Below are 16,591 nucleotides of genomic sequence, written 5' to 3'. Positions count from 1 at the left end.
CACTGGGAGCTTTGAGCGAAGGCGAGTTCTGGCAGGCGGTGGAAGCGGAGATCGGCCGCCAGCCCCGGCGCGTTCTGGCGCGCGCCATGCCGGAATGGGCCGCGCTGGCCCGGCCGGCGCAGCTTCCCCCGCCCGGCGACTGGCGACAATGGCTGCTGATCGGCGGCCGAGGCTCCGGCAAGACGCGGGCGGGGGCCGAATGGGTGCGCGCGCTGGCGCTGGGCCTCGCTCCGCTGGCCGGCCGCGTTCACGGACGGATCGCGCTTCTAGCCGAAACGCTGGGCGACGCGCGCGAGGTGATGATCGAAGGCGAGAGCGGGCTGCGCAGGCTGCACTACGAGACGCCGCCCGTGTTCGAGGCGACGCGCCGCCGGCTGGTGTTTGCCAATGGCGCGGTGGCGCAGATCTTCTCGTCGGAAGACCCTGACGCTTTGCGCGGCTATCAGTTCGACGCGGCTTGGGGCGACGAACTCGCCAAATGGACTCATGCGGAAGACTGTTTCGACAATCTGCAACTGGCCCTGCGCCTGGGCATGAACCCGCGCATGGCGCTGACCACGACGCCGCGCGCCGTGCCGCTTCTCAAACGCCTGATGGCCGAGCCCGGAACGTGCGTGACCCATATGCGTACGGCCGAGAACCGCGCCCATCTCGCGCCCGGCTTCTTCGAGGCGATGCAGGCGCGCTATGGCGGCTCGCGGCTCGGACGGCAGGAACTCGACGGCGAGCTTGTGGAAGGGCGCGAGGACGCGCTGTTCGACCGCGCCACGATCGACCGCAACCGGCGGCGCACCGCGCCGGCGCTGCGGCGCGTGGTCGTGGCTGTCGATCCGCCGGCGACGGCGACCCATCGCTCGGACGCCTGCGGCATCGTCGCGGCCGGACTGGGAGAGGACGGGCAGGTCTATGTTCTGGCCGATCGCAGCCGGCGCGGCTTGAAGCCGCCCGAATGGGCGGCGCGGGCGGTCGCGTTGTTCGGCGAGTTGGAGGCCGACCGGCTCGTGGTCGAAGTGAACCAGGGCGGCGACATGGTGACATCGGTGATCCAGGCCGTCGCACCCCACGTGCCCGTGTCGAGCGTTCGTGCCATGCGCGGCAAGTGGCTGCGGGCCGAGCCCGTCGCCGCGCTTTACGAGCAGAACCGCGTCCACCATGTCGGCAGTCTGGCCGAGCTGGAGGACGAGATGTGCGATTTCGGGCCGGACGGGTTGTCGACCGGACGCTCGCCGGACCGGCTCGACGCGCTGGTCTGGGCCGTGACGGCACTGACCGCGCCGGCGCAGACGCCGCGCATTCGCAGCCTTTGAAGCGGCCGGGCGGCTGCCCGACGGCGCGCCCCATCCTTTGACAGCGGAGACATCATGACACTCTCTTCACGGCTGCGGGCGCTGACGCGCCTCGGCGGCGAGGGCGCGCGCGTGCCCGAACGCAAATCGACGGGCGGCTCGCTCGTCTTCGGCGGGGCGGCGGAGACCGCGCAATGGAGCGAGCGCTCCTATGCCGGCCTGTCGCGCGCCGGCTTCATGCAGAACCCGATCGTTTATCGCTGCGTCCGGCTCGTGGCCGAGACGGCGGCGGCGGTGCCGGTGCTGCTCTATGACGGGGCGCAGGAGGTGGAGACGCATCCGATCCTCGATCTCCTGCGCCGGCCGAACCCCGCGCAGGACGGGGCGGGGTTTTTGGAAGCGCTTTGCGGGCATCTCCTTCTTTCGGGCACGGCGCATGTCGAGGCGCTGACCCTCGATGGGCAGCCGCGCCAGCTTCATGCGCTGCGGCCGGACCGGGTGCGCGTTCTCTGCGGGGCGGATGGCTGGCCGCAGGCGGTGGAATATCGCGCCGGCACCAGCCTGCGCCGGATGAGCCTTGAGGCCGAGGAGGGGATGGCCCCGGTTCTGGCGATCCGACTGTTTCATCCGCTGGGCGAGGGCGAGGGGTTCGCTCCGCTTCAGGCCGCGCAGACGGCGCTCGACCTGCACAATGCCGCGACGCGCTGGAACAAGGCGCTTCTCGACAATTCGGCCCGGCCCTCGGGCGCGCTGGTCTATCAGCCGGGCGATGGCGGCTCCCTGTCGTCCGACCAGTTCGACCGGCTGAAGACGGAGCTTGAAAGCGGCTATGCCGGCGCGGCGCGCGCCGGGCGGCCCATGCTTCTGGAAGGCGGGCTCGACTGGAAGAGCATGGCGCTGAGCCCACGCGACATGGACTTCATCGAGGCGCGCAACGGCGCGGCGCGCGACATCGCCGTCGCCTTTGGCGTGCCGCCCATGCTGCTCGGCATTCCCGGCGATGCGACCTATGCGAATTATGCGGAAGCCAACCGCGCCCTGTTTCGCCTGACCGTCCTGCCGCTTCTCGCGCGCCTTCTGGCGGCGCTGGGCGACTGGCTGGGCGCGGGGTTCGAGCCCGGCCGGCGCTTGCGGCTCGGCTTCGACGCCGACCGGATCGAAGGGCTCTCGGCCGAGCGCGAGGCGCTCTGGGCGCGGCTCTGCGCGGCCGGCTTCCTCGACGACGACGAGAAGCGCGAGGCGGTCGGCTATGGGCCGCGCCGCCGCTGACCTCCCGAAAGGATCGACCATGGACACGATGACGGGCGAGATGGTTTCGCCGCTGACGCTCTGGATCGCCAAGCTCGCCGGAGCGGTGGGCGGCTCGGTGATTTCGGTCGCCTATCTCTTGCCGGCCGGCCGGCGCGAGGCGGCGGTGCGGTTTCTGGCGGGCGCGGTGACGGGCCTCGTCTTCGGCGGGCCGGCGGGGCTCGCCCTGTCCGATCATCTGGGCTTCACCGAGCGCATCGGCGCGGCGGAGATGGCGCTGATCGGCTCGGCCACCGCCAGCCTTTGCGCCTGGTGGGCGCTCGGCGTGCTCCAGCGCTTCGCCGACGGCCTGATGGCCGCCGCCGGGCGGCGCGGGGGCGGCGCGTGAGGAGCGTGCCGACCATCCGGCGCGGCGGCGCGCCGGGAGACGACCGGCCGGCCGGCTTCGTTTCGGGCTATGCCAGCGTCTTCGAGCGGACGGATCTGTCGGGCGATCGCATCCGGGCAGGGGCCTTCGCCCGCGCCTTGCGGGAGCGGGGGCCGGGCGGCATCCGGATGCTTTGGCAGCACGACCCGGCGCAGCCCATCGGCGTCTGGACCAAGCTCGTGGAGGATGCGCGCGGCCTTTATGTCGAAGGGCGTCTGGCGCTCGACACGGCGCAGGGGCGCGACGCCTTCGCCCTTCTGCGCCAGGAGGCGCTCGACGGGCTTTCGATCGGATTTCGCGCCCGGCACAGCCGGCCGCTTCGAGACGGTGCGCGGCGGCTGCTTCTCGACATCGACCTTCTGGAGATCTCCATCGTGACCTTCCCCATGCAGGAAGCGGCGCGGGTGCGCGAAGCGCGCGGCGATCTCCTTCCCCGTTTCGCGGACGCCGCACGGCGGATCGCGGAGGCCACCCTTTCCGCTTCTCTCAAGGAGATTCCATGCAGACGATGATGAACGGCGCGATCGAGACCAAGGCAGGCACGGGCGCGGAGGGCGCGGATGCGCTCGACGAGCTCATGCGCGCCTTCGACGCCTTCCGCGAGGCCAATGACGAACGGCTCGGCCAGCTCGAGCGCCGCATGGGCCCCGACCCGCTGACGGAGGAAAAGGTCGATCGCCTGTCCAAGGCGATGGACGAGCACGAGAAGCGCATGGAAAAGCTGGTGCTGCGCAACCTGCGCCCGCCTGTTGGTGGCGAGGGCGGGCAGGCGCTGCCGAGCGAGCATCGCTCCGCCTTCGAGGCCTATGTGCGGGCCGGCGACGAGGGGCGAATGCGCCGGCTGGAGGAAAAGGCCATGTCGGGCCTGGTCGGCGCGGATGGTGGCTTCCTCGTGCCGCCCGAGACGGAAGCCGAGATCGGCCGCCGCCTCGCCAATGCCTCGCCCATCCGCGCCATCGCGGGCATTCGCACCGTCTCGGCGGCGGTGTTGAAGAAACCTTTCGCGCTGGCCGGGGCGCAGACGGGCTGGGTCGGCGAAGCGGATGCGCGGCCGCAGACGGCGCAGCCGGCGCTGGGCGAACTCGTGTTCCCGACCATGGAACTCTACGCCATGCCGGCGGCGACCAATGCGCTTCTGGACGACGCGGCGGTCGATATCGACGCGTGGATCGGCGAGGAGGTCGAGCAGGCCTTCGCCACGCAGGAGGGCACGGCCTTCGTGACCGGAGACGGCGCGGCCAAGCCCAAGGGCTTCATGGCGTATGACACGGTGCCGGAAGCCCAATGGGCCTGGGGCACGGTCGGCACCGTCGCCTCGGGAGCGGCCGGCAATTTCGCCGCCGCGTCCGGCTCCGACGCGCTGATCGACCTCGTTTATGCGCTGAAGGCCGGCTACCGGCAGAACGCCTCCTTCGTGATGAACCGGCGCACGCAGAGCGCCGTGCGCAAGCTGAAGGACGCCGAGGGCAACTATCTCTGGCAGCCCCCAGTCGCCGTGGGCGGCAAGGCCAGCCTGATGGGCTTTGCAGTGGTCGAGGCCGAGGCCATGCCGGATATGACGGCCGGGGCGAACGCCATCGCCTTCGGCGACTTCTCGCGCTTCTATCTCGTGGTGGACCGGCAGGGCGTGCGCGTGTTGCGCGACCCGTATTCCGCCAAGCCCTACGTCCTGTTCTACACGACCAAGCGCGTGGGCGGCGGCATCCAGGACTTCGACGCAGCGAAATATCTGCGCTTCTCCGCCAACTAAGCCGAGCGACGAAACAACAGGAGGCCGGGCCGCAAGCCCGGCCTTTTTCTTTGGTATAAGGAGGCTGGCGCAACATGATCTGGATCGAACTGGAAACCGCGAGCACGGAGCCGGTCTCGCTGGCCGAGCTAAAGACCTTTCTGCGGATCGACCGCGACGACGAAGACGCGCTGGCCGGCACCTGCCTTCGCGCGGCGCGGCAGGCGGTGGAGGCGGAAACGGGGCTGGTCCTGACCGAGCGGCGTGTGCGGCTCGCCTTCGAGGTGGAGCCCGCGCAGGATGAGATCGCGATCCGCCGCCGGCCGGTGCGTGCGCTCATTGGGGCGGTGGGCTATGACGAGGTGGGCGTCGCGACTCCGCTCGACATCGCCTCATTTCGTCTGGAGGCCATGCCCTTCGGCGCGAGGCTGATCCTGCCGCCTGGCCTCGCGCACCGCGCGCAGAACGGGGTCGAGGTCGAAATCCGCGCGGGGCAGGCGAAGGCCGAGGTGCCGGACGCGCTGAAGCTCGCCATCATCAGGCTGGCGGCGGCGAGCTTTGAGACGCGGGGTGCGGTCGGCTCCGGTTTGCAGCCGGCCTTCATGCCGCCGCTGGCGCGGGCGCTGATGTCGCCCTTTCGCGCGCCGAGGCTCTGACATGGCGACGCAGTTTCTCGACCCGAGCCTTCTCACGCAGCGCGCGGCGATCGAACGCAACGAGCCGGTCACGGACGCGTTCGGTGGCGCGCGCGACACATGGGTGGAGGTGGCGGAAACCTCCGTGCGGGTGGAGCCGCTCAAGGCCGAAGCGGAGGAGCGGTTCGGCCAGCGGATCGGCACGCTGACGCACCGCGTGACGCTGCGCTTTCGCGCCGGGCTGGAGCGCGGCATGGCCTTTCGCCTGCGCGGGCGGCGGCTCCTGATCCGCAGCCTGCTCGACCCCGACGAGACCAGACGCTGGCTCGTGTGCCGCTGCGAGGAGGAGGCGTGATCGGGGCGGTGCGCGCGACGCTGCGCAAGGAGGCGCTGCGACGGGCGATGGCACGTGCGCTACGCGCGAGGCTGGCGAAGCGGATCGAGGAGGCGGGCCGCGCCGCAGCTTTTGCAGCAGCCTCCGATGCGGCGTCCAAACCCTCACGAAAAATTAACGAATCGGACATGGCGGGCGGCACTGTCACGTCATATTATGAAATGTATCAGGTGTGATCGCGGACATCGGAAGGGCTTTGGAGCATGTCGCATCCCAGCGCGGAATTGCAGACGACCATCGTGGGAGCGCTGACGGGCGACCCGGCGCTGACCAAGCTTCTCGGTGGGCCGAAAGTGTTCGACCACGTGCCGGAAAAGGCGAGCTTTCCCTATCTGACGCTGGGTCGCACGGCCGTCATCGACTGGTCCACCGGCACCGAAGATGGGGCAGAGCATATCCTGACCCTGCATGTCTGGGCCAAGGGCGGGTCGAAGCAGGAAACCTACGAGATCATGGATAAGATCTCCGAACGGCTGAACGACGCGACGCTGCCGCTGGAAACGCACCGGCTGGTCAATCTCCAACTTCAATTCGCCGAAGCGCGGCAGGAGGCGGATTCGCCGACCTATCACGGCATCATGCGCTTTCGCGCGGTGACGGAGCCGCTGGCCTCCTAATCGCTCCACTCAGTTTCATCTCACGCGAGGGCGGCTTTCGAGCCGCCCTTTTTTGTTGCTCGAATTCGGACGGTTCGCATGGGCGCGCAAAGGGGCAAGGACTTTCTTCTCAAACTCGACGCGGAGGGCAGCGGCACGTTTCAGACCGTGGCGGGGCTTCGCTCGCGGCGCATCTCGTTCAACGCGGAAACGGTGGACGTGACCAATAGCGACAGCGCCGGGCGCTGGCGCGAGCTTCTGGGCGGGGCGAGCGTGCAGCGCGCGGCGTTGTCGGGCGCGGGCATCTTCAAGGACGCGGCCTCCGACATGGCGGTGCGCAAGCTCTTCTTCGAAGGGCGGATCGGGGCCTTTCAGGCGATCATTCCCGATTTCGGCCGAGTGAGCGGGCCGTTTCAGGTGACGGCGCTCGAATATTCCGGCGAGCACAATGGCGAAATCGCCTTCGAGCTGACGCTGGAATCAGCCGGTGCGCTGAGTTTCGAGGCGCTGTGATGGCGGCCAATCGCAGGCGCGGCGAGATCGCCGCTGTGATCGACGGGCGCGAGCGCGTGCTCTGCCTGACGCTTGGCGCGCTGGCCGAACTGGAGGCCGCCTTCGCGCTGGACGACATTTCCGCGCTGGCGGCGCGCTTCGGCTCCGGTCGGCTGTCGGCCTTCGACCTGACGCGCATCATCGGCGCAGGGCTTCGCGGTGCGGGCGAGGCGGTGAGCGATGCGGAGGTCGGCGCGATGCGCTTCGAGGGCGGCGCGGCGGGCGCTGTAGGGGCGGCGAGCGCGCTTCTGGAAGCGGCCTTCGGGCTGGGGGGAGACACCACCGCCCGCCCTTGAGCGCCGCCGCGCCGGCCGGGCCGCAGCCGGACGCGGCGGCTTTTCCTTGGGACGAGGCGATGGCGCTCTGCTTCGGCACGTTTCGCCTCAGTCCGCGCGATTTCTGGGCTCTGACGCCGCGCGAACTCGCCGCCCTCGTCGCGCCCTTTTCCCGAACCCGTGCGGCCGCGCCGAGCCGCGAGCGGCTCGACCAGCTTTTGGCCCTTTATCCCGACTGGAGATGACATGAGTGTTGGAAACGGCGGGGACGCCGTCGATACGATGCGTATTGCGGTGGAAGCCGACACGAGCGGCTTCGAGCGGGCGCTGACCGATCTCTCCGCCCGCGCCGATCGCTTTGGCGCGGCGCTCTCGACGGCGCTGAAAGGCGCGGTCGGCGGCGGGCGCTCGCTCGATGGCGTCTTGAGGGGGCTGGGCGGGCGCATCTCGGCGATCGCGCTGGACGCCGCCTTGAAACCGCTGACGCAACTGGCTGGCAACGCGTTCGGGCAGGTTCTCTCCGGGCTCTCCGGCGGTGCGAGTTCTGCACCGGGCGGCGGGCAGACGGGCGGGATCGTGCCCTTCGCCAAGGGCGGCGTCGTGCGCGCGCCGAGCTTCTTTCCGGCCGGCGGGCAGGTCGGGCTGATGGGCGAGGCGGGCGCGGAGGCGATCATGCCGCTGAAGCGCGGCGCCGACGGCTCGCTCGGCGTTGCCGTCGAGGGCGGTCGGCGCGGTGTCACTTCCGTCGTCTTCAACGTGTCGACGCCGGACGCTGCAAGCTTCCGCAAGGCCGAAACGCAGCTTCAGGCCATGCTGGCGCGCGCGGCGCTGCGCGGGCAGCGGGGGCTCTGATGGGCATCGCCTCTTTCAGCGAGGAGCGGTTCCCGATTTCGGTGGCCTTCGGAACCTCGGGCGGGCCGGAACGGCGAACCGACATCGTGCGCCTCTCCACCGGCTATGAGAACCGCAACCAGCGCGGCCGCCATTCCTGGCGGCGCTACGACGCGGGATCGGGCGTGAAGAGCCTCGGCGACCTCATGCGCGTTCTCGATTTCTTCGAGGCGCGGCGCGGGCGGCTGGTGGGCTTTCGCTTTCGCGACCCGCTCGACGCCTCGTCCGCGCGCTGGGGGCAGGGCGTGACGGCGCTCGACCAGCGGATCGGAACGGGGGACGGCTCCACATCGAGCTTCCAACTCGTGAAGCGCTATGGCGAGGGCGAGGGGGCCTATGTCAGGCCGATCCGAACGCCGGTCGCGGCCAGTGTCCGCGTCGCGGTGGATGGCGCGCCCGCCGAGGCCGCAGTCGATCCGGCAACGGGCCTCGTGACCCTCAAGGCCCCGCCGGCGGCGGGCCGCACCATCACGGCGGGTTTCGAATTCGACGTGCCCGTGCGCTTCGACATCGACCATCTCGCAGTCAATCTCGCTGCCTTCGAAGCCGGCGACATTCCGTCCATTCCGCTTGTGGAGATCCGCCCGTGAAAGTGCTGTCCGACGCCTTTCAGGCACGGCTGAAGCAGCCGGCGACGACGCTGGCGAGCGCCTGGCGTCTGACGCGGCGGGACGGAGCGGTGTTCGGCTTCACCGACCATGACGAAGACCTCCAATTCGCCGGCACGCTGTTTCGCGCCCGCACGGGCTGGACATCGGGCGAAAGCGAGACGGCGCGCGGCTTAAGCGCGGGAACGGAGGCCGTGGAGGGCGGCTTTGCCGACGAGGCGATCCGCGAGGAGGAGGTGGAGCGGGGCTTGTTCGACGGCGCGAGTGTCGAGACGTTTCGCGTCGATTGGCAGGAGCCCGCCCATCACGTCCTGATGGACAGCGCCGATCTCGGCGAGGTGACGCGCGGGCCGGGTGGCTTTCGTGCCGAGTTGCGCGGGCTCGCGGCGCGGCTCGACCGGCAGCGCGGGCGCACCTATCGCCGACGCTGCGACGCTGTGTTGGGGGACCGGCGCTGCGGCGTCGATCTCGGCCCTTGGACACGGCCTGTCGATCTCGTGGCGGGTAGCGCCGAACGGCTCGTGATCCGGCCGGTGGAGCCGATCGCGCGAGCTGATCAGGGGCTCTTCGCGCAGGGTCGAATTCTCTTGGGTGCGAGCGGCGAGGCGGTGCCGCTGCGGGGGCTGATGGACGGTGCGGAGGTGGGGACGCTGCTGGCGTTTCTCGCGCGGATGCCCGCGCAGGTTCCCGCCATCGGCAGCCGGCTTCGTCTCCTGGCCGGCTGCGACCGGGCCTTCGCCACCTGCCGGGATCGCTTCGGCAACAGCGTGAACTTTCGCGGCTTCCCGCATCTGCCGGGCGCGGACGCGGCGCTGAACATCGCCAAGAGCGACGGGCTGCATGACGGCTCGCCGGTGGTGCCGTGATGCGGGCGCGGGTTCTTTCCGCCGCGCGCGGCTTTCTCGAAACGCCCTATCGCCATCAGGGCAGCCGGGCGGGCGTCGGCTGCGATTGCCTCGGCCTCGTGCGCGGAATCTGGCGCGAGGTCTATGGCGCGGAGCCCGAGCGCCCCGGCCCTTACAGCACGGACTGGGCCGAGACGGGTTCGGGCGACCCGATGATGGAGGCGGCGCGTCGCTACTTTCATCCCGTGGAGCGCGCGTCGGCCGCGCCGGGCGATCTCGTGCTGTTTCGCTGGCGGCGCGGCCGGCCGGCGCAGCATTGCGGCATTCTGGACGAGAGCGCGGGCCCAAGCCTGCGGCTGATCCATGCCTATGAGGGCGCTTCGGTCGTCTCCTCGCCGCTGACGCCGGGCTGGGCCGGGCGGATCGCGGGGTTTTTCCAGTTCATCGAGCGGAGTTGATCCATGGCGACCATCCTCTTGCAGGCGGCCGGCGGCGCGCTCGGCGGCCTGATCGGCGGGCCCTTCGGGGCGATGGCCGGGCGGGCCATCGGGGCGCTGGGCGGCTCGGCCATCGATGGCGCGCTGTTTGGCGCACGCACGAAGCGGCAGGGGCCGCGTCTGACGGCGAGCCGCATCATGGAGGCGGACGAGGGGGCGGGCGTCGCGCGCCTCTACGGCACGGCCCGGATCGCAGGGCAGGTGATCTGGACCACACGCTTCGAGGAAGTGGCGACCACCGAGCGCACGGGCGGCAAGGGTTCCGCGCGCGGGCGCGGCGAGGTGACGACCTATAGCTATTTCGGCAATGTCGCGATCGGCCTGTGCGAAGGGCCGATCGCCCATGTCAGGCGCATCTGGGCCGATGGCGAGGAACTCGACCTACCGCTGGTGACGTGGCGCCTGCACAAAGGAACGGAGGACCAGGAACCCGACCCGCTGATCGAGGCCCGGCAGGGGCGAGGCAATGCGCCGGCCTATCGCGGGCTCGCCTATATCGTGTTCGAGCGACTGCCGCTGGAGCGATGGGGCAACCGTATTCCGCAGATGTCCTGCGAGGTGATCCGGCCCGTCGGCGAGTTGGAAGCGGGGCTGCGGGCCATCACGATCATTCCCGGCGCGACGGAACACGGGCTCGACCCCTTGGCCGTGCGTGAGCGGGTCGGCCCCGGCGAGGATCGGCTCATCAACCGCAATATGCTGCATGGCCCGAGCGATCTCACTGCCTCGCTGGATGAGTTGACGGCGCTTTGCCCACGCCTGGAGCGCGCTGCGCTCGTGGTGAGTTGGTTCGCGGACGATCTGCGTGTCGGCCATGCGAGCGTGCGACCGGGCGTCGAGGTGCGCCAACGCGACGAGACGGTGCCTTGGCGCGGGGGCGGCGTGACGCGGGACGAGGCGCGGCTCGTCAGCCAGATCGATGGCGCGCCGGCCTATGGCGGCACGCCATCGGATGCGGGCGTGCTACGGGCTATCGCCGAATTGCGCGGGCGCGGGCTGAAGGTGACGCTCTATCCCTTCCTGATGATGGACGTGCCGGCTGGCAATGGACAGTCCGATCCCTATGGTGGGGCGGAGCAGTCACCCTATCCATGGCGCGGCCGGATGACGCTCGATCTGGCACCGGGTCGCAAAGGCTCGGCTGATCGGACGGCTGCGGCACGGGGCGACATCGCGCGTTTTCTGGGACAGGCGAAGGTGTCCGACTTCGCGGTGGCGGGACGCGAGGTGACCTATGGCGGCGCGCCCGAATGGTCCTACCGGCGCATGATCCTGCATGCCGCGCATCTGGCCAAGCTTTCGGGCGGGGTCGATGCCTTCGTGATCGGCTCCGAAATGCGCGGGCTCACGTCTCTGCGCGACGAGGCGGGACGCTTTCCCTTCGTGGACGGGCTGGTGACGCTGGCGCGGGAGGTGAAGGCGCTTCTGCCCGCGACGCTCGTCACCTATGCCGCCGATTGGAGCGAATATTTCGGCTACCAGCCGCAGGACGGCTCGGGCGACGTGTTCTTTCAGCTCGATGCGCTCTGGAGCGACCCGGCGATCGGGGCGATTGGGATCGACAATTACCTGCCGCTCGCCGACTGGCGCGACGGCGACGCGGCGGGAGAAATGCCGTCGCCCTATGATCGGGAGGCGCTGGGACAGGGGGTCGCAAGCGGCGAATATTTCGACTGGTTCTATCCGAGCGAAGCGGCGCGGCGCGCGGGGCAGCGCAGCCCGATCAGCGACGGGCTCGGCAAGCCTTGGGTCTTCCGTGCCAAGGATCTGAAAAGCTGGTGGTCGAACCCGCATGTGGAGCGACGCGGCGGCGTGGAGCAGGCGCAACCGACGGCCTGGGTGCCGATGTCGAAGCCGATCTGGTTCACCGAACTCGGCTGCCCGGCGATCGACAAAGGGGCGAACCAGCCCAACGTTTTCTACGATCCGAAATCGGCGGAAAGCGCCTGGCCGCATTTCTCCAACGGCGGGCGGGACGATCTCGCGCAGCGCCGCTTTCTGGAAGCGCATCTGCGCCATTGGAACCCGGCGGCGGCCGGCTTCGAGGCGGCTAACAATCCGGTGTCGCCGATCTATGGCGGCCGCATGGTGCCGCCGGAGACCATTCATGTCTGGTGCTGGGACGCGCGGCCGGCTCCCGCCTTTCCCGACCGGGCCGATGTCTGGGCCGATGGCGGCAATTGGGAGCGTGGCCATTGGCTGACCGGCCGTCTCGGCCGCGCGCCGCTGGACGGGCTCATCGATCATCTTTTGCACGATCACGGGTTCGCGTTGGGGGATACGGCGGAGGTCGATGGCGATCTCGGCGGCTTTCTCGTGCCGGGGCCGGGCTCGGCGCGGGCCGAGTTGGAAGAACTGCTGCGCCTAGCGGGCGTCGAAGCACGGTCGGAAGGCGGTCGCCTGCGGTTTCGCTCCATGGCGCGGCGGGGGCGGGACGTCTTGCTGGAGGCGCTGGCGGACGAGGGGGATGCGCCGCCCCTGGAGGTTCGCCGAGCCGAGCCGAGCGAGATGGCGGAGGAGGTTCTGGTCGGCTTCAGCGACCCGGCGCGGGCCTATCAATCGGGCGTGGCGGAAGCGGCGCTCGGCGATGCCGACCGGCCGAAGCAGGTCGATGTCGAACTGCCGATCGTTCTCTCGGAGGGGCAGGCCCGGCGGCTCGCCGCCGATCTTCTCGACCGGGAAACAGGCGAGCGCGAGACTGCAAGCTTCGCGCTGTCTCCCGCAGCGCTGGGATTGTCTCCGGGGGACCATGTTCGTCTGCCGGGTGGCGAGCACGTCTGGCGGATCGAGCGGATCGAGGATGGCTTGCTTCGGCGCGTCGAGGCGTCCCGCCTTCGCAGTCTCGTTCCGCGCCCGGTGGAGGCGGGGAATGTGCAAGCTCCGGCTTCCGTCCAGCCCGCCTTCGCCTCCCGCCCTGTGGTGCATTGGATGGACCTGCCCGAGATCGAAGGGATCGGCGGCGCGGCGGTGGCGGCCATGAGCCGGCCCTTCGTGCCGCTCGACCTCTTCGCTTCCGTGACGGATACGGGGTTTCAAAGCTTCGCCCGCATCGGGAGACCCGCGACGCTCGGTGCGCTGGCCCAGCCGCTCGGGGCGGGGCGCGAAGGCGTCTTCGACCGCACCCATGCACCTGTCGTGGAACTCGCTTTCGGTGCCCTGTCCTCCGTGCCGGAGGCGGCGCTGATGGCGGGCGCGAACCGGGCGGCGATCCGCTCGGCCTCGGGGGCCTGGGAAGTGATCCAGTTCGGCGAGTCCGAAGAGGTCGCGCCGGCGCGCTTCCGCCTGCGCCATCTGCTGCGTGCGCTCAACGGAACGGAGGCGGCAATGCGGGCCGGGCATCCGAAGGGCGCGGCCTTCGTTCTCCTGGACGGGGCCTGTGCGCCGGTTCCCGCCGCCGTTTCCGGTCTCGGGATGGAGCGGCATTGGCTGGCCGCGCCCTCCGGCCGACCCTTGGGTGACGAGGCGGCCGACCGGCAGACGGTTGCGCTCGGCCGGCGCGCGCTTCAGCCGCTGTCGCCTTGCCATCTGACCGGGCGGATCGCAGCGGATGGAACGCTGTCGCTCCAATGGGTTCGCCGCAGCCGAGCCGCTGTCGAAGGCTGGGACGAGGCGGACATGCCGCTCGGCGAGGAGCGCGAGGCCTATCGCGTAACCCTGTCGGCCGAAGGCGGCTCGAACCTCGCTCTCGACGCCGGGGAGCCGGCCTTGCGGGTCGAGGCTTCGGTCTGGCGCGCGGTGCTCCCATCCGGCGGCACACGGCTCGACATCGCCGTGGCGCAGGTCAGCGCCAGTGTCGGCCCTGGTGAGGCGAGGCGCATCTCTTTTGCAACATTGGCATGAAACAGCACTTTCAGGAGGATATATGAACGACACCAAAGACTGGTGGAAATCCAAGACGGTCTGGGGCGCGCTCGTTTCGATGGGCGCGAGCCTCGCGGCGCTGCGCGGCTTCGAACTGGACGGGCTCTCGCAGGACCAGCTGGCCGGCACACTGGCGGCTTTGGCCTCGGCGATCGGCGCGGCGGTGGCAATCCTCGGGCGCTTCCAGGCGCGATCGGAAATCCGCTGACGGAAAGAGGCGAATTTCCGACATTCATTCGACATTCAGCGGCCAGCGCCTAGAAGAAGGAGGACATGAACCGGGAAAGCCGATGACCCGTCGAACGCCTCTCTCCCTTCTCATCGCCGGCCTTTCGCTTTGGGCGGCGGCCGCGCCTGCCTCCGCGAACTGGTCCGCGTCGGGATCGGCGGCGGCCTGGACGCATGGCCCGGCCGCCACCTTTGAGCGGCCGGAGCTTCTGGCCCAAGGCGGCTGCTCCGCCGCCGCCGCGCAGGCCGCCGCGCAGAGCGGCGGCCAGGTTCTGTCGGTCCAGATCGCCGATCAAGGCGGGCGGACGGTCTGCGTCGTCACGGTCTTGGTGCCGGCGCGCGATGGCAGCCGGCCCCGCCGTCAGACGATCACGATTCCGCAATAGATCGGCACGAATCGAAACGCCGAACCGGAGAGCCGATGCGTATCTTGGTCGTTGAGGATGACGCGCAACTGAGCCGCCAACTGGGCGAAGCGTTGCGCGCGGCTGGCTATGTCGTGGACAGCGCCTCGGACGGCGAGGACGGACATTTTCTCGGAGACACCGAGCCTTACGACGCCGTGATCCTCGATGTCGGCCTGCCGAAGATGGACGGGATCAGCGTTCTGGAACGCTGGCGGCGCGACGGGCGCACCATGCCGGTTCTGCTTCTGACGGCGCGCGATCGCTGGAGCGACAAGGTGGCGGGTATCGACGCGGGTGCGGACGATTATGTCGCCAAGCCTTTCCATATGGAGGAGGTGCTGGCCCGGCTGCGCGCCCTGATCCGCCGTGCGGCCGGCCACGCCTCGTCCGAAATTCATTGCGGGCCGCTGCGCCTCGACACCAAATCCTCTCGCGCCACGATCGATGGGACGCCCCTGAAGCTGACCTCGCACGAGTATCGGCTTCTGGCCTATCTCATGCATCATCAGGGCGAGATCGTTTCGCGCAGCGAGCTGACGGAACATATGTACGATCAGGATTTCGACCGCGATTCCAACACGATCGAAGTCTTCGTCGGCCGGCTGCGCCGCAAGCTCGGCATCGATCTGATCGAGACGGTTCGCGGCCTCGGCTATCGGATGCGGAGCTCGGGATAGGGGCCGTGCCGATTTTCAAGGGCCCAGGCGGCTGGGGCCGCAGCCTGACGGTTCGCGTCGTCGGCATGTCGAGCCTCTGGGCCATCGCGGCCTTTCTGGTGATCGGCGGCCTGATTTCACAGCTCTACGAGCGCACGGCTCAATCGGGCTTCGAAGCGGTGGTGCGCGCACAGCTGTTCAACCTCGTCAACGCCGTGACGGTGGACGAGAACGGCGCGCTGCGCGGCGTGCCCGATCTCGGCGATCTCGCCTATTCGCAGCCCTTGTCGGGCTGGTACTGGGAGGTTCTCTCAGCCAGCGCCAATACGACGGGACGGCTCACATCCTTCTCGCTCGGGCGGGCGCGGATCGCCGACGTGCCGGAGACGGCTGCGCCCTTCGACATGCAATATCGCCGCGATTACCGCGTACCCGGGCTCGACGGCGAGACGCTTTATGTCGAAGAGGCCGAGGTGGTTCTGGATGGCGAGAACCACGCCGCGCGCTTTCGCGTGATGGGCAATGCGAGCACGCTCGACGCCGACATTGCGGCCTTCAACCGCTCGCTGACCCTTTATCTCGGCCTTTTCGGGCTGGGTTCGACCGTGATCAATGCTCTTGCCATTCTTTATGGACTGCGCCCGCTTTCCGTCGTCCAGCGCTCGCTGGCATCCGTGCGCGCGGGCGAGCGGGAGCGGCTGGAGGGGAGCTTCCCCACGGAAATTCAGCCGCTGGCCGCCGAGATGAACGCGCTGATCGACAGCAACCGGCGCATCATCGAGCGTGCCCGAACGCAGGTCGGCAATCTCGCCCATGCGCTGAAGACGCCGGTTGCCGTGCTCCTGAACGAAGCCGGCGCCATCGGCGGCGAGCGGGGGCGGGTGCTGCGCGAGCAGGGCGAGCGGATGCAGGCCCATGTCCAGCACTATCTCGACCGCGCCCGCATTGCGGCCGGTGGCGAAAGCGCGATCGCCCGCACGCCGGTTCGCCCCGTCGTGGATCGGCTGCTGCGCGTGATGGTGAAGCTCAACCCCGGCTTTCGCATCGATGCCCGGATCGATCCGGCGGCGGAGCGGCTGGTGTTTGCCGGCGAGCAGCAGGATCTGGAGGAGATGCTCGGCAATCTCCTGGAGAATGCCGCGAAATATGGGCGCAGCCGCATCGAACTGACGCTGGCGGTGTCGGACACGGCGAGTTTTGCCGTCACCGTCTCGGACGATGGTCCGGGTTTGACGCCCGAGGAGATCGTGGAGGCCACGAAACGGGGCCGGCGCCTCGACGAGACCGTGCCCGGCAGCGGGCTCGGCCTGTCGATCGTGGCTGAGACCGTTTTGCAATACCGCGGCGGTTTTCAACTGGAGCGATCCGAATTCGGGGGATTGCGGGCCTGCCTGACCTTGCCTCGCTCGGGGGATGCGCCGATCTCCTGAAATGTTCGGATTTTCCGGAGCGGGTC

Annotated in this window: 21 protein-coding genes; all 21 read left to right on the top strand. The window is 69.4% G+C overall.

From position 1 onward, the window contains the following. Nucleotides 1–50: 50 nt before the first annotated feature. The 21 genes from AUL36_RS01010 (at nt 51) to AUL36_RS00910 (ending at nt 16,565) form a co-directional block, all read left to right on the top strand. Entirely contained in the window at nt 51–1,307 is a 1,257-nt protein-coding gene (locus AUL36_RS01010; RefSeq protein ID WP_062217185.1) for a DNA-packaging protein, read from the top strand. A 54-nt stretch (nt 1,308–1,361) separates the two neighbouring features. Further along, nucleotides 1,362–2,555 (top strand): phage portal protein, encoded by a 1,194-nt coding sequence (locus AUL36_RS01005; protein WP_062217030.1) that lies wholly within the window; start codon nt 1,362–1,364, stop codon nt 2,553–2,555. Nucleotides 2,556–2,574: 19 nt separating this feature from the next. Next, entirely contained in the window at nt 2,575–2,922 is a 348-nt protein-coding gene (locus AUL36_RS01000; protein WP_058600937.1) for a DUF6107 family protein, read from the top strand. After that, a complete protein-coding gene (locus tag AUL36_RS00995) occupies nt 2,919–3,473 on the top strand; it encodes an HK97 family phage prohead protease (RefSeq protein ID WP_082655396.1) in 555 nt (184 codons plus the stop codon). The genes AUL36_RS01000 and AUL36_RS00995 overlap by 4 nt, the downstream gene beginning before the upstream one ends. Beyond that, the gene (locus AUL36_RS00990; protein WP_062217027.1) at nt 3,461–4,711 is read left to right on the top strand and encodes a phage major capsid protein; all 1,251 of its coding nucleotides are present in this window, start codon (nt 3,461–3,463) and stop codon (nt 4,709–4,711) included. Before AUL36_RS00995 ends, AUL36_RS00990 begins: the two co-directional genes overlap by 13 nt. A gap of 74 nt (nt 4,712–4,785) precedes the next feature. Then, nucleotides 4,786–5,346 (top strand): head-tail connector protein, encoded by a 561-nt coding sequence (locus AUL36_RS00985; protein WP_062217024.1) that lies wholly within the window; start codon nt 4,786–4,788, stop codon nt 5,344–5,346. 1 nt (nt 5,347) lies between these two features. Next, nucleotides 5,348–5,680 carry a phage head closure protein gene (locus AUL36_RS00980; protein ID WP_062217022.1) on the top strand — a complete coding sequence of 111 codons (333 nt, stop codon included), beginning with the start codon at nt 5,348–5,350 and terminating at the stop codon, nt 5,678–5,680. Beyond that, nucleotides 5,677–5,895, top strand: coding sequence for a hypothetical protein (locus AUL36_RS00975; protein WP_062217019.1), 219 nt, complete (start codon nt 5,677–5,679; stop codon nt 5,893–5,895). The genes AUL36_RS00980 and AUL36_RS00975 overlap by 4 nt, the downstream gene beginning before the upstream one ends. A 27-nt stretch (nt 5,896–5,922) precedes the next feature. Next, nucleotides 5,923–6,336 (top strand): DUF3168 domain-containing protein, encoded by a 414-nt coding sequence (locus AUL36_RS00970; protein ID WP_062217016.1) that lies wholly within the window; start codon nt 5,923–5,925, stop codon nt 6,334–6,336. A gap of 78 nt (nt 6,337–6,414) precedes the next feature. Next, nucleotides 6,415–6,828 carry a phage major tail protein, TP901-1 family gene (locus tag AUL36_RS00965; protein WP_062217012.1) on the top strand — a complete coding sequence of 138 codons (414 nt, stop codon included), beginning with the start codon at nt 6,415–6,417 and terminating at the stop codon, nt 6,826–6,828. Continuing rightward, nucleotides 6,828–7,163, top strand: a complete 336-nt coding sequence (locus AUL36_RS00960; protein WP_062217009.1) for a gene transfer agent family protein — start codon at nt 6,828–6,830, stop codon at nt 7,161–7,163. The genes AUL36_RS00965 and AUL36_RS00960 overlap by 1 nt, the downstream gene beginning before the upstream one ends. Beyond that, nucleotides 7,160–7,387 carry a phage tail assembly chaperone gene (locus tag AUL36_RS00955; protein WP_058600715.1) on the top strand — a complete coding sequence of 76 codons (228 nt, stop codon included), beginning with the start codon at nt 7,160–7,162 and terminating at the stop codon, nt 7,385–7,387. Before AUL36_RS00960 ends, AUL36_RS00955 begins: the two co-directional genes overlap by 4 nt. 1 nt (nt 7,388) lies before the next feature. Then, complete coding sequence (locus tag AUL36_RS00950) at nt 7,389–7,994, top strand: phage tail tape measure protein (RefSeq protein ID WP_244496994.1); 606 nt, start codon at nt 7,389–7,391, stop codon at nt 7,992–7,994. 5 nt (nt 7,995–7,999) lie between these two features. After that, nucleotides 8,000–8,623: a DUF2460 domain-containing protein gene (locus AUL36_RS00945; protein WP_062217177.1), complete on the top strand. Its 624-nt coding sequence runs from the start codon at nt 8,000–8,002 to the stop codon at nt 8,621–8,623. After that, nucleotides 8,620–9,507, top strand: coding sequence for a DUF2163 domain-containing protein (locus tag AUL36_RS00940; RefSeq protein ID WP_062217006.1), 888 nt, complete (start codon nt 8,620–8,622; stop codon nt 9,505–9,507). Before AUL36_RS00945 ends, AUL36_RS00940 begins: the two co-directional genes overlap by 4 nt. Then, complete coding sequence (locus AUL36_RS00935) at nt 9,507–9,944, top strand: NlpC/P60 family protein (protein WP_062217003.1); 438 nt, start codon at nt 9,507–9,509, stop codon at nt 9,942–9,944. The genes AUL36_RS00940 and AUL36_RS00935 overlap by 1 nt, the downstream gene beginning before the upstream one ends. Nucleotides 9,945–9,947: 3 nt before the next feature. Next, a complete protein-coding gene (locus tag AUL36_RS00930) occupies nt 9,948–13,823 on the top strand; it encodes a baseplate multidomain protein megatron (protein WP_062217001.1) in 3,876 nt (1,291 codons plus the stop codon). Between the two features lie 22 nt (nt 13,824–13,845). Continuing rightward, nucleotides 13,846–14,052: a hypothetical protein gene (locus tag AUL36_RS00925; RefSeq protein WP_058600711.1), complete on the top strand. Its 207-nt coding sequence runs from the start codon at nt 13,846–13,848 to the stop codon at nt 14,050–14,052. An 82-nt stretch (nt 14,053–14,134) separates the two neighbouring features. Next, nucleotides 14,135–14,458, top strand: coding sequence for a hypothetical protein (locus AUL36_RS00920; RefSeq protein ID WP_062216999.1), 324 nt, complete (start codon nt 14,135–14,137; stop codon nt 14,456–14,458). A gap of 35 nt (nt 14,459–14,493) precedes the next feature. Then, on the top strand, nt 14,494–15,156 hold the full coding sequence (locus AUL36_RS00915; RefSeq protein ID WP_058600709.1) for a response regulator transcription factor: 663 nt from the start codon (nt 14,494–14,496) through the stop codon (nt 15,154–15,156). A gap of 5 nt (nt 15,157–15,161) precedes the next feature. Next, nucleotides 15,162–16,565, top strand: a complete 1,404-nt coding sequence (locus AUL36_RS00910; protein ID WP_244496993.1) for an ATP-binding protein — start codon at nt 15,162–15,164, stop codon at nt 16,563–16,565. The last annotated feature ends 26 nt before the right edge of the window (nt 16,566–16,591 follow it).

The organism is Aureimonas sp. D3 (assembly GCF_001463805.1).
GTDB classification, from domain to species: Bacteria; Pseudomonadota; Alphaproteobacteria; order Rhizobiales; family Rhizobiaceae; genus Aureimonas; species Aureimonas ureilytica_A.
Note: the sequence above shows the minus strand (reverse complement) of the source record. Positions and strands in the feature narration are given on the sequence as shown.

Bases quoted from the DNA above. Each gene is read 5' to 3' on its own strand.
- AUL36_RS01005 (WP_062217030.1), top strand. From the start codon at position 1,362: ATGACACTCTCTTCACGGCTGCGGGCGCTGACGCGCCTCGGCGGCGAG.
- AUL36_RS01000 (WP_058600937.1), top strand. From the start codon at position 2,575: ATGGACACGATGACGGGCGAGATGGTTTCGCCGCTGACGCTCTGGATC.
- AUL36_RS00990 (WP_062217027.1), top strand. From the start codon at position 3,461: ATGCAGACGATGATGAACGGCGCGATCGAGACCAAGGCAGGCACGGGC.
- AUL36_RS00985 (WP_062217024.1), top strand. From the start codon at position 4,786: ATGATCTGGATCGAACTGGAAACCGCGAGCACGGAGCCGGTCTCGCTG.
- AUL36_RS00980 (WP_062217022.1), top strand. From the start codon at position 5,348: ATGGCGACGCAGTTTCTCGACCCGAGCCTTCTCACGCAGCGCGCGGCG.
- AUL36_RS00970 (WP_062217016.1), top strand. From the start codon at position 5,923: ATGTCGCATCCCAGCGCGGAATTGCAGACGACCATCGTGGGAGCGCTG.
- AUL36_RS00965 (WP_062217012.1), top strand. From the start codon at position 6,415: ATGGGCGCGCAAAGGGGCAAGGACTTTCTTCTCAAACTCGACGCGGAG.
- AUL36_RS00960 (WP_062217009.1), top strand. From the start codon at position 6,828: ATGGCGGCCAATCGCAGGCGCGGCGAGATCGCCGCTGTGATCGACGGG.
- AUL36_RS00950 (WP_244496994.1), top strand. From the start codon at position 7,389: ATGAGTGTTGGAAACGGCGGGGACGCCGTCGATACGATGCGTATTGCG.
- AUL36_RS00935 (WP_062217003.1), top strand. From the start codon at position 9,507: ATGCGGGCGCGGGTTCTTTCCGCCGCGCGCGGCTTTCTCGAAACGCCC.
- AUL36_RS00930 (WP_062217001.1), top strand. From the start codon at position 9,948: ATGGCGACCATCCTCTTGCAGGCGGCCGGCGGCGCGCTCGGCGGCCTG.
- AUL36_RS00925 (WP_058600711.1), top strand. From the start codon at position 13,846: ATGAACGACACCAAAGACTGGTGGAAATCCAAGACGGTCTGGGGCGCG.
- AUL36_RS00920 (WP_062216999.1), top strand. From the start codon at position 14,135: ATGACCCGTCGAACGCCTCTCTCCCTTCTCATCGCCGGCCTTTCGCTT.
- AUL36_RS00915 (WP_058600709.1), top strand. From the start codon at position 14,494: ATGCGTATCTTGGTCGTTGAGGATGACGCGCAACTGAGCCGCCAACTG.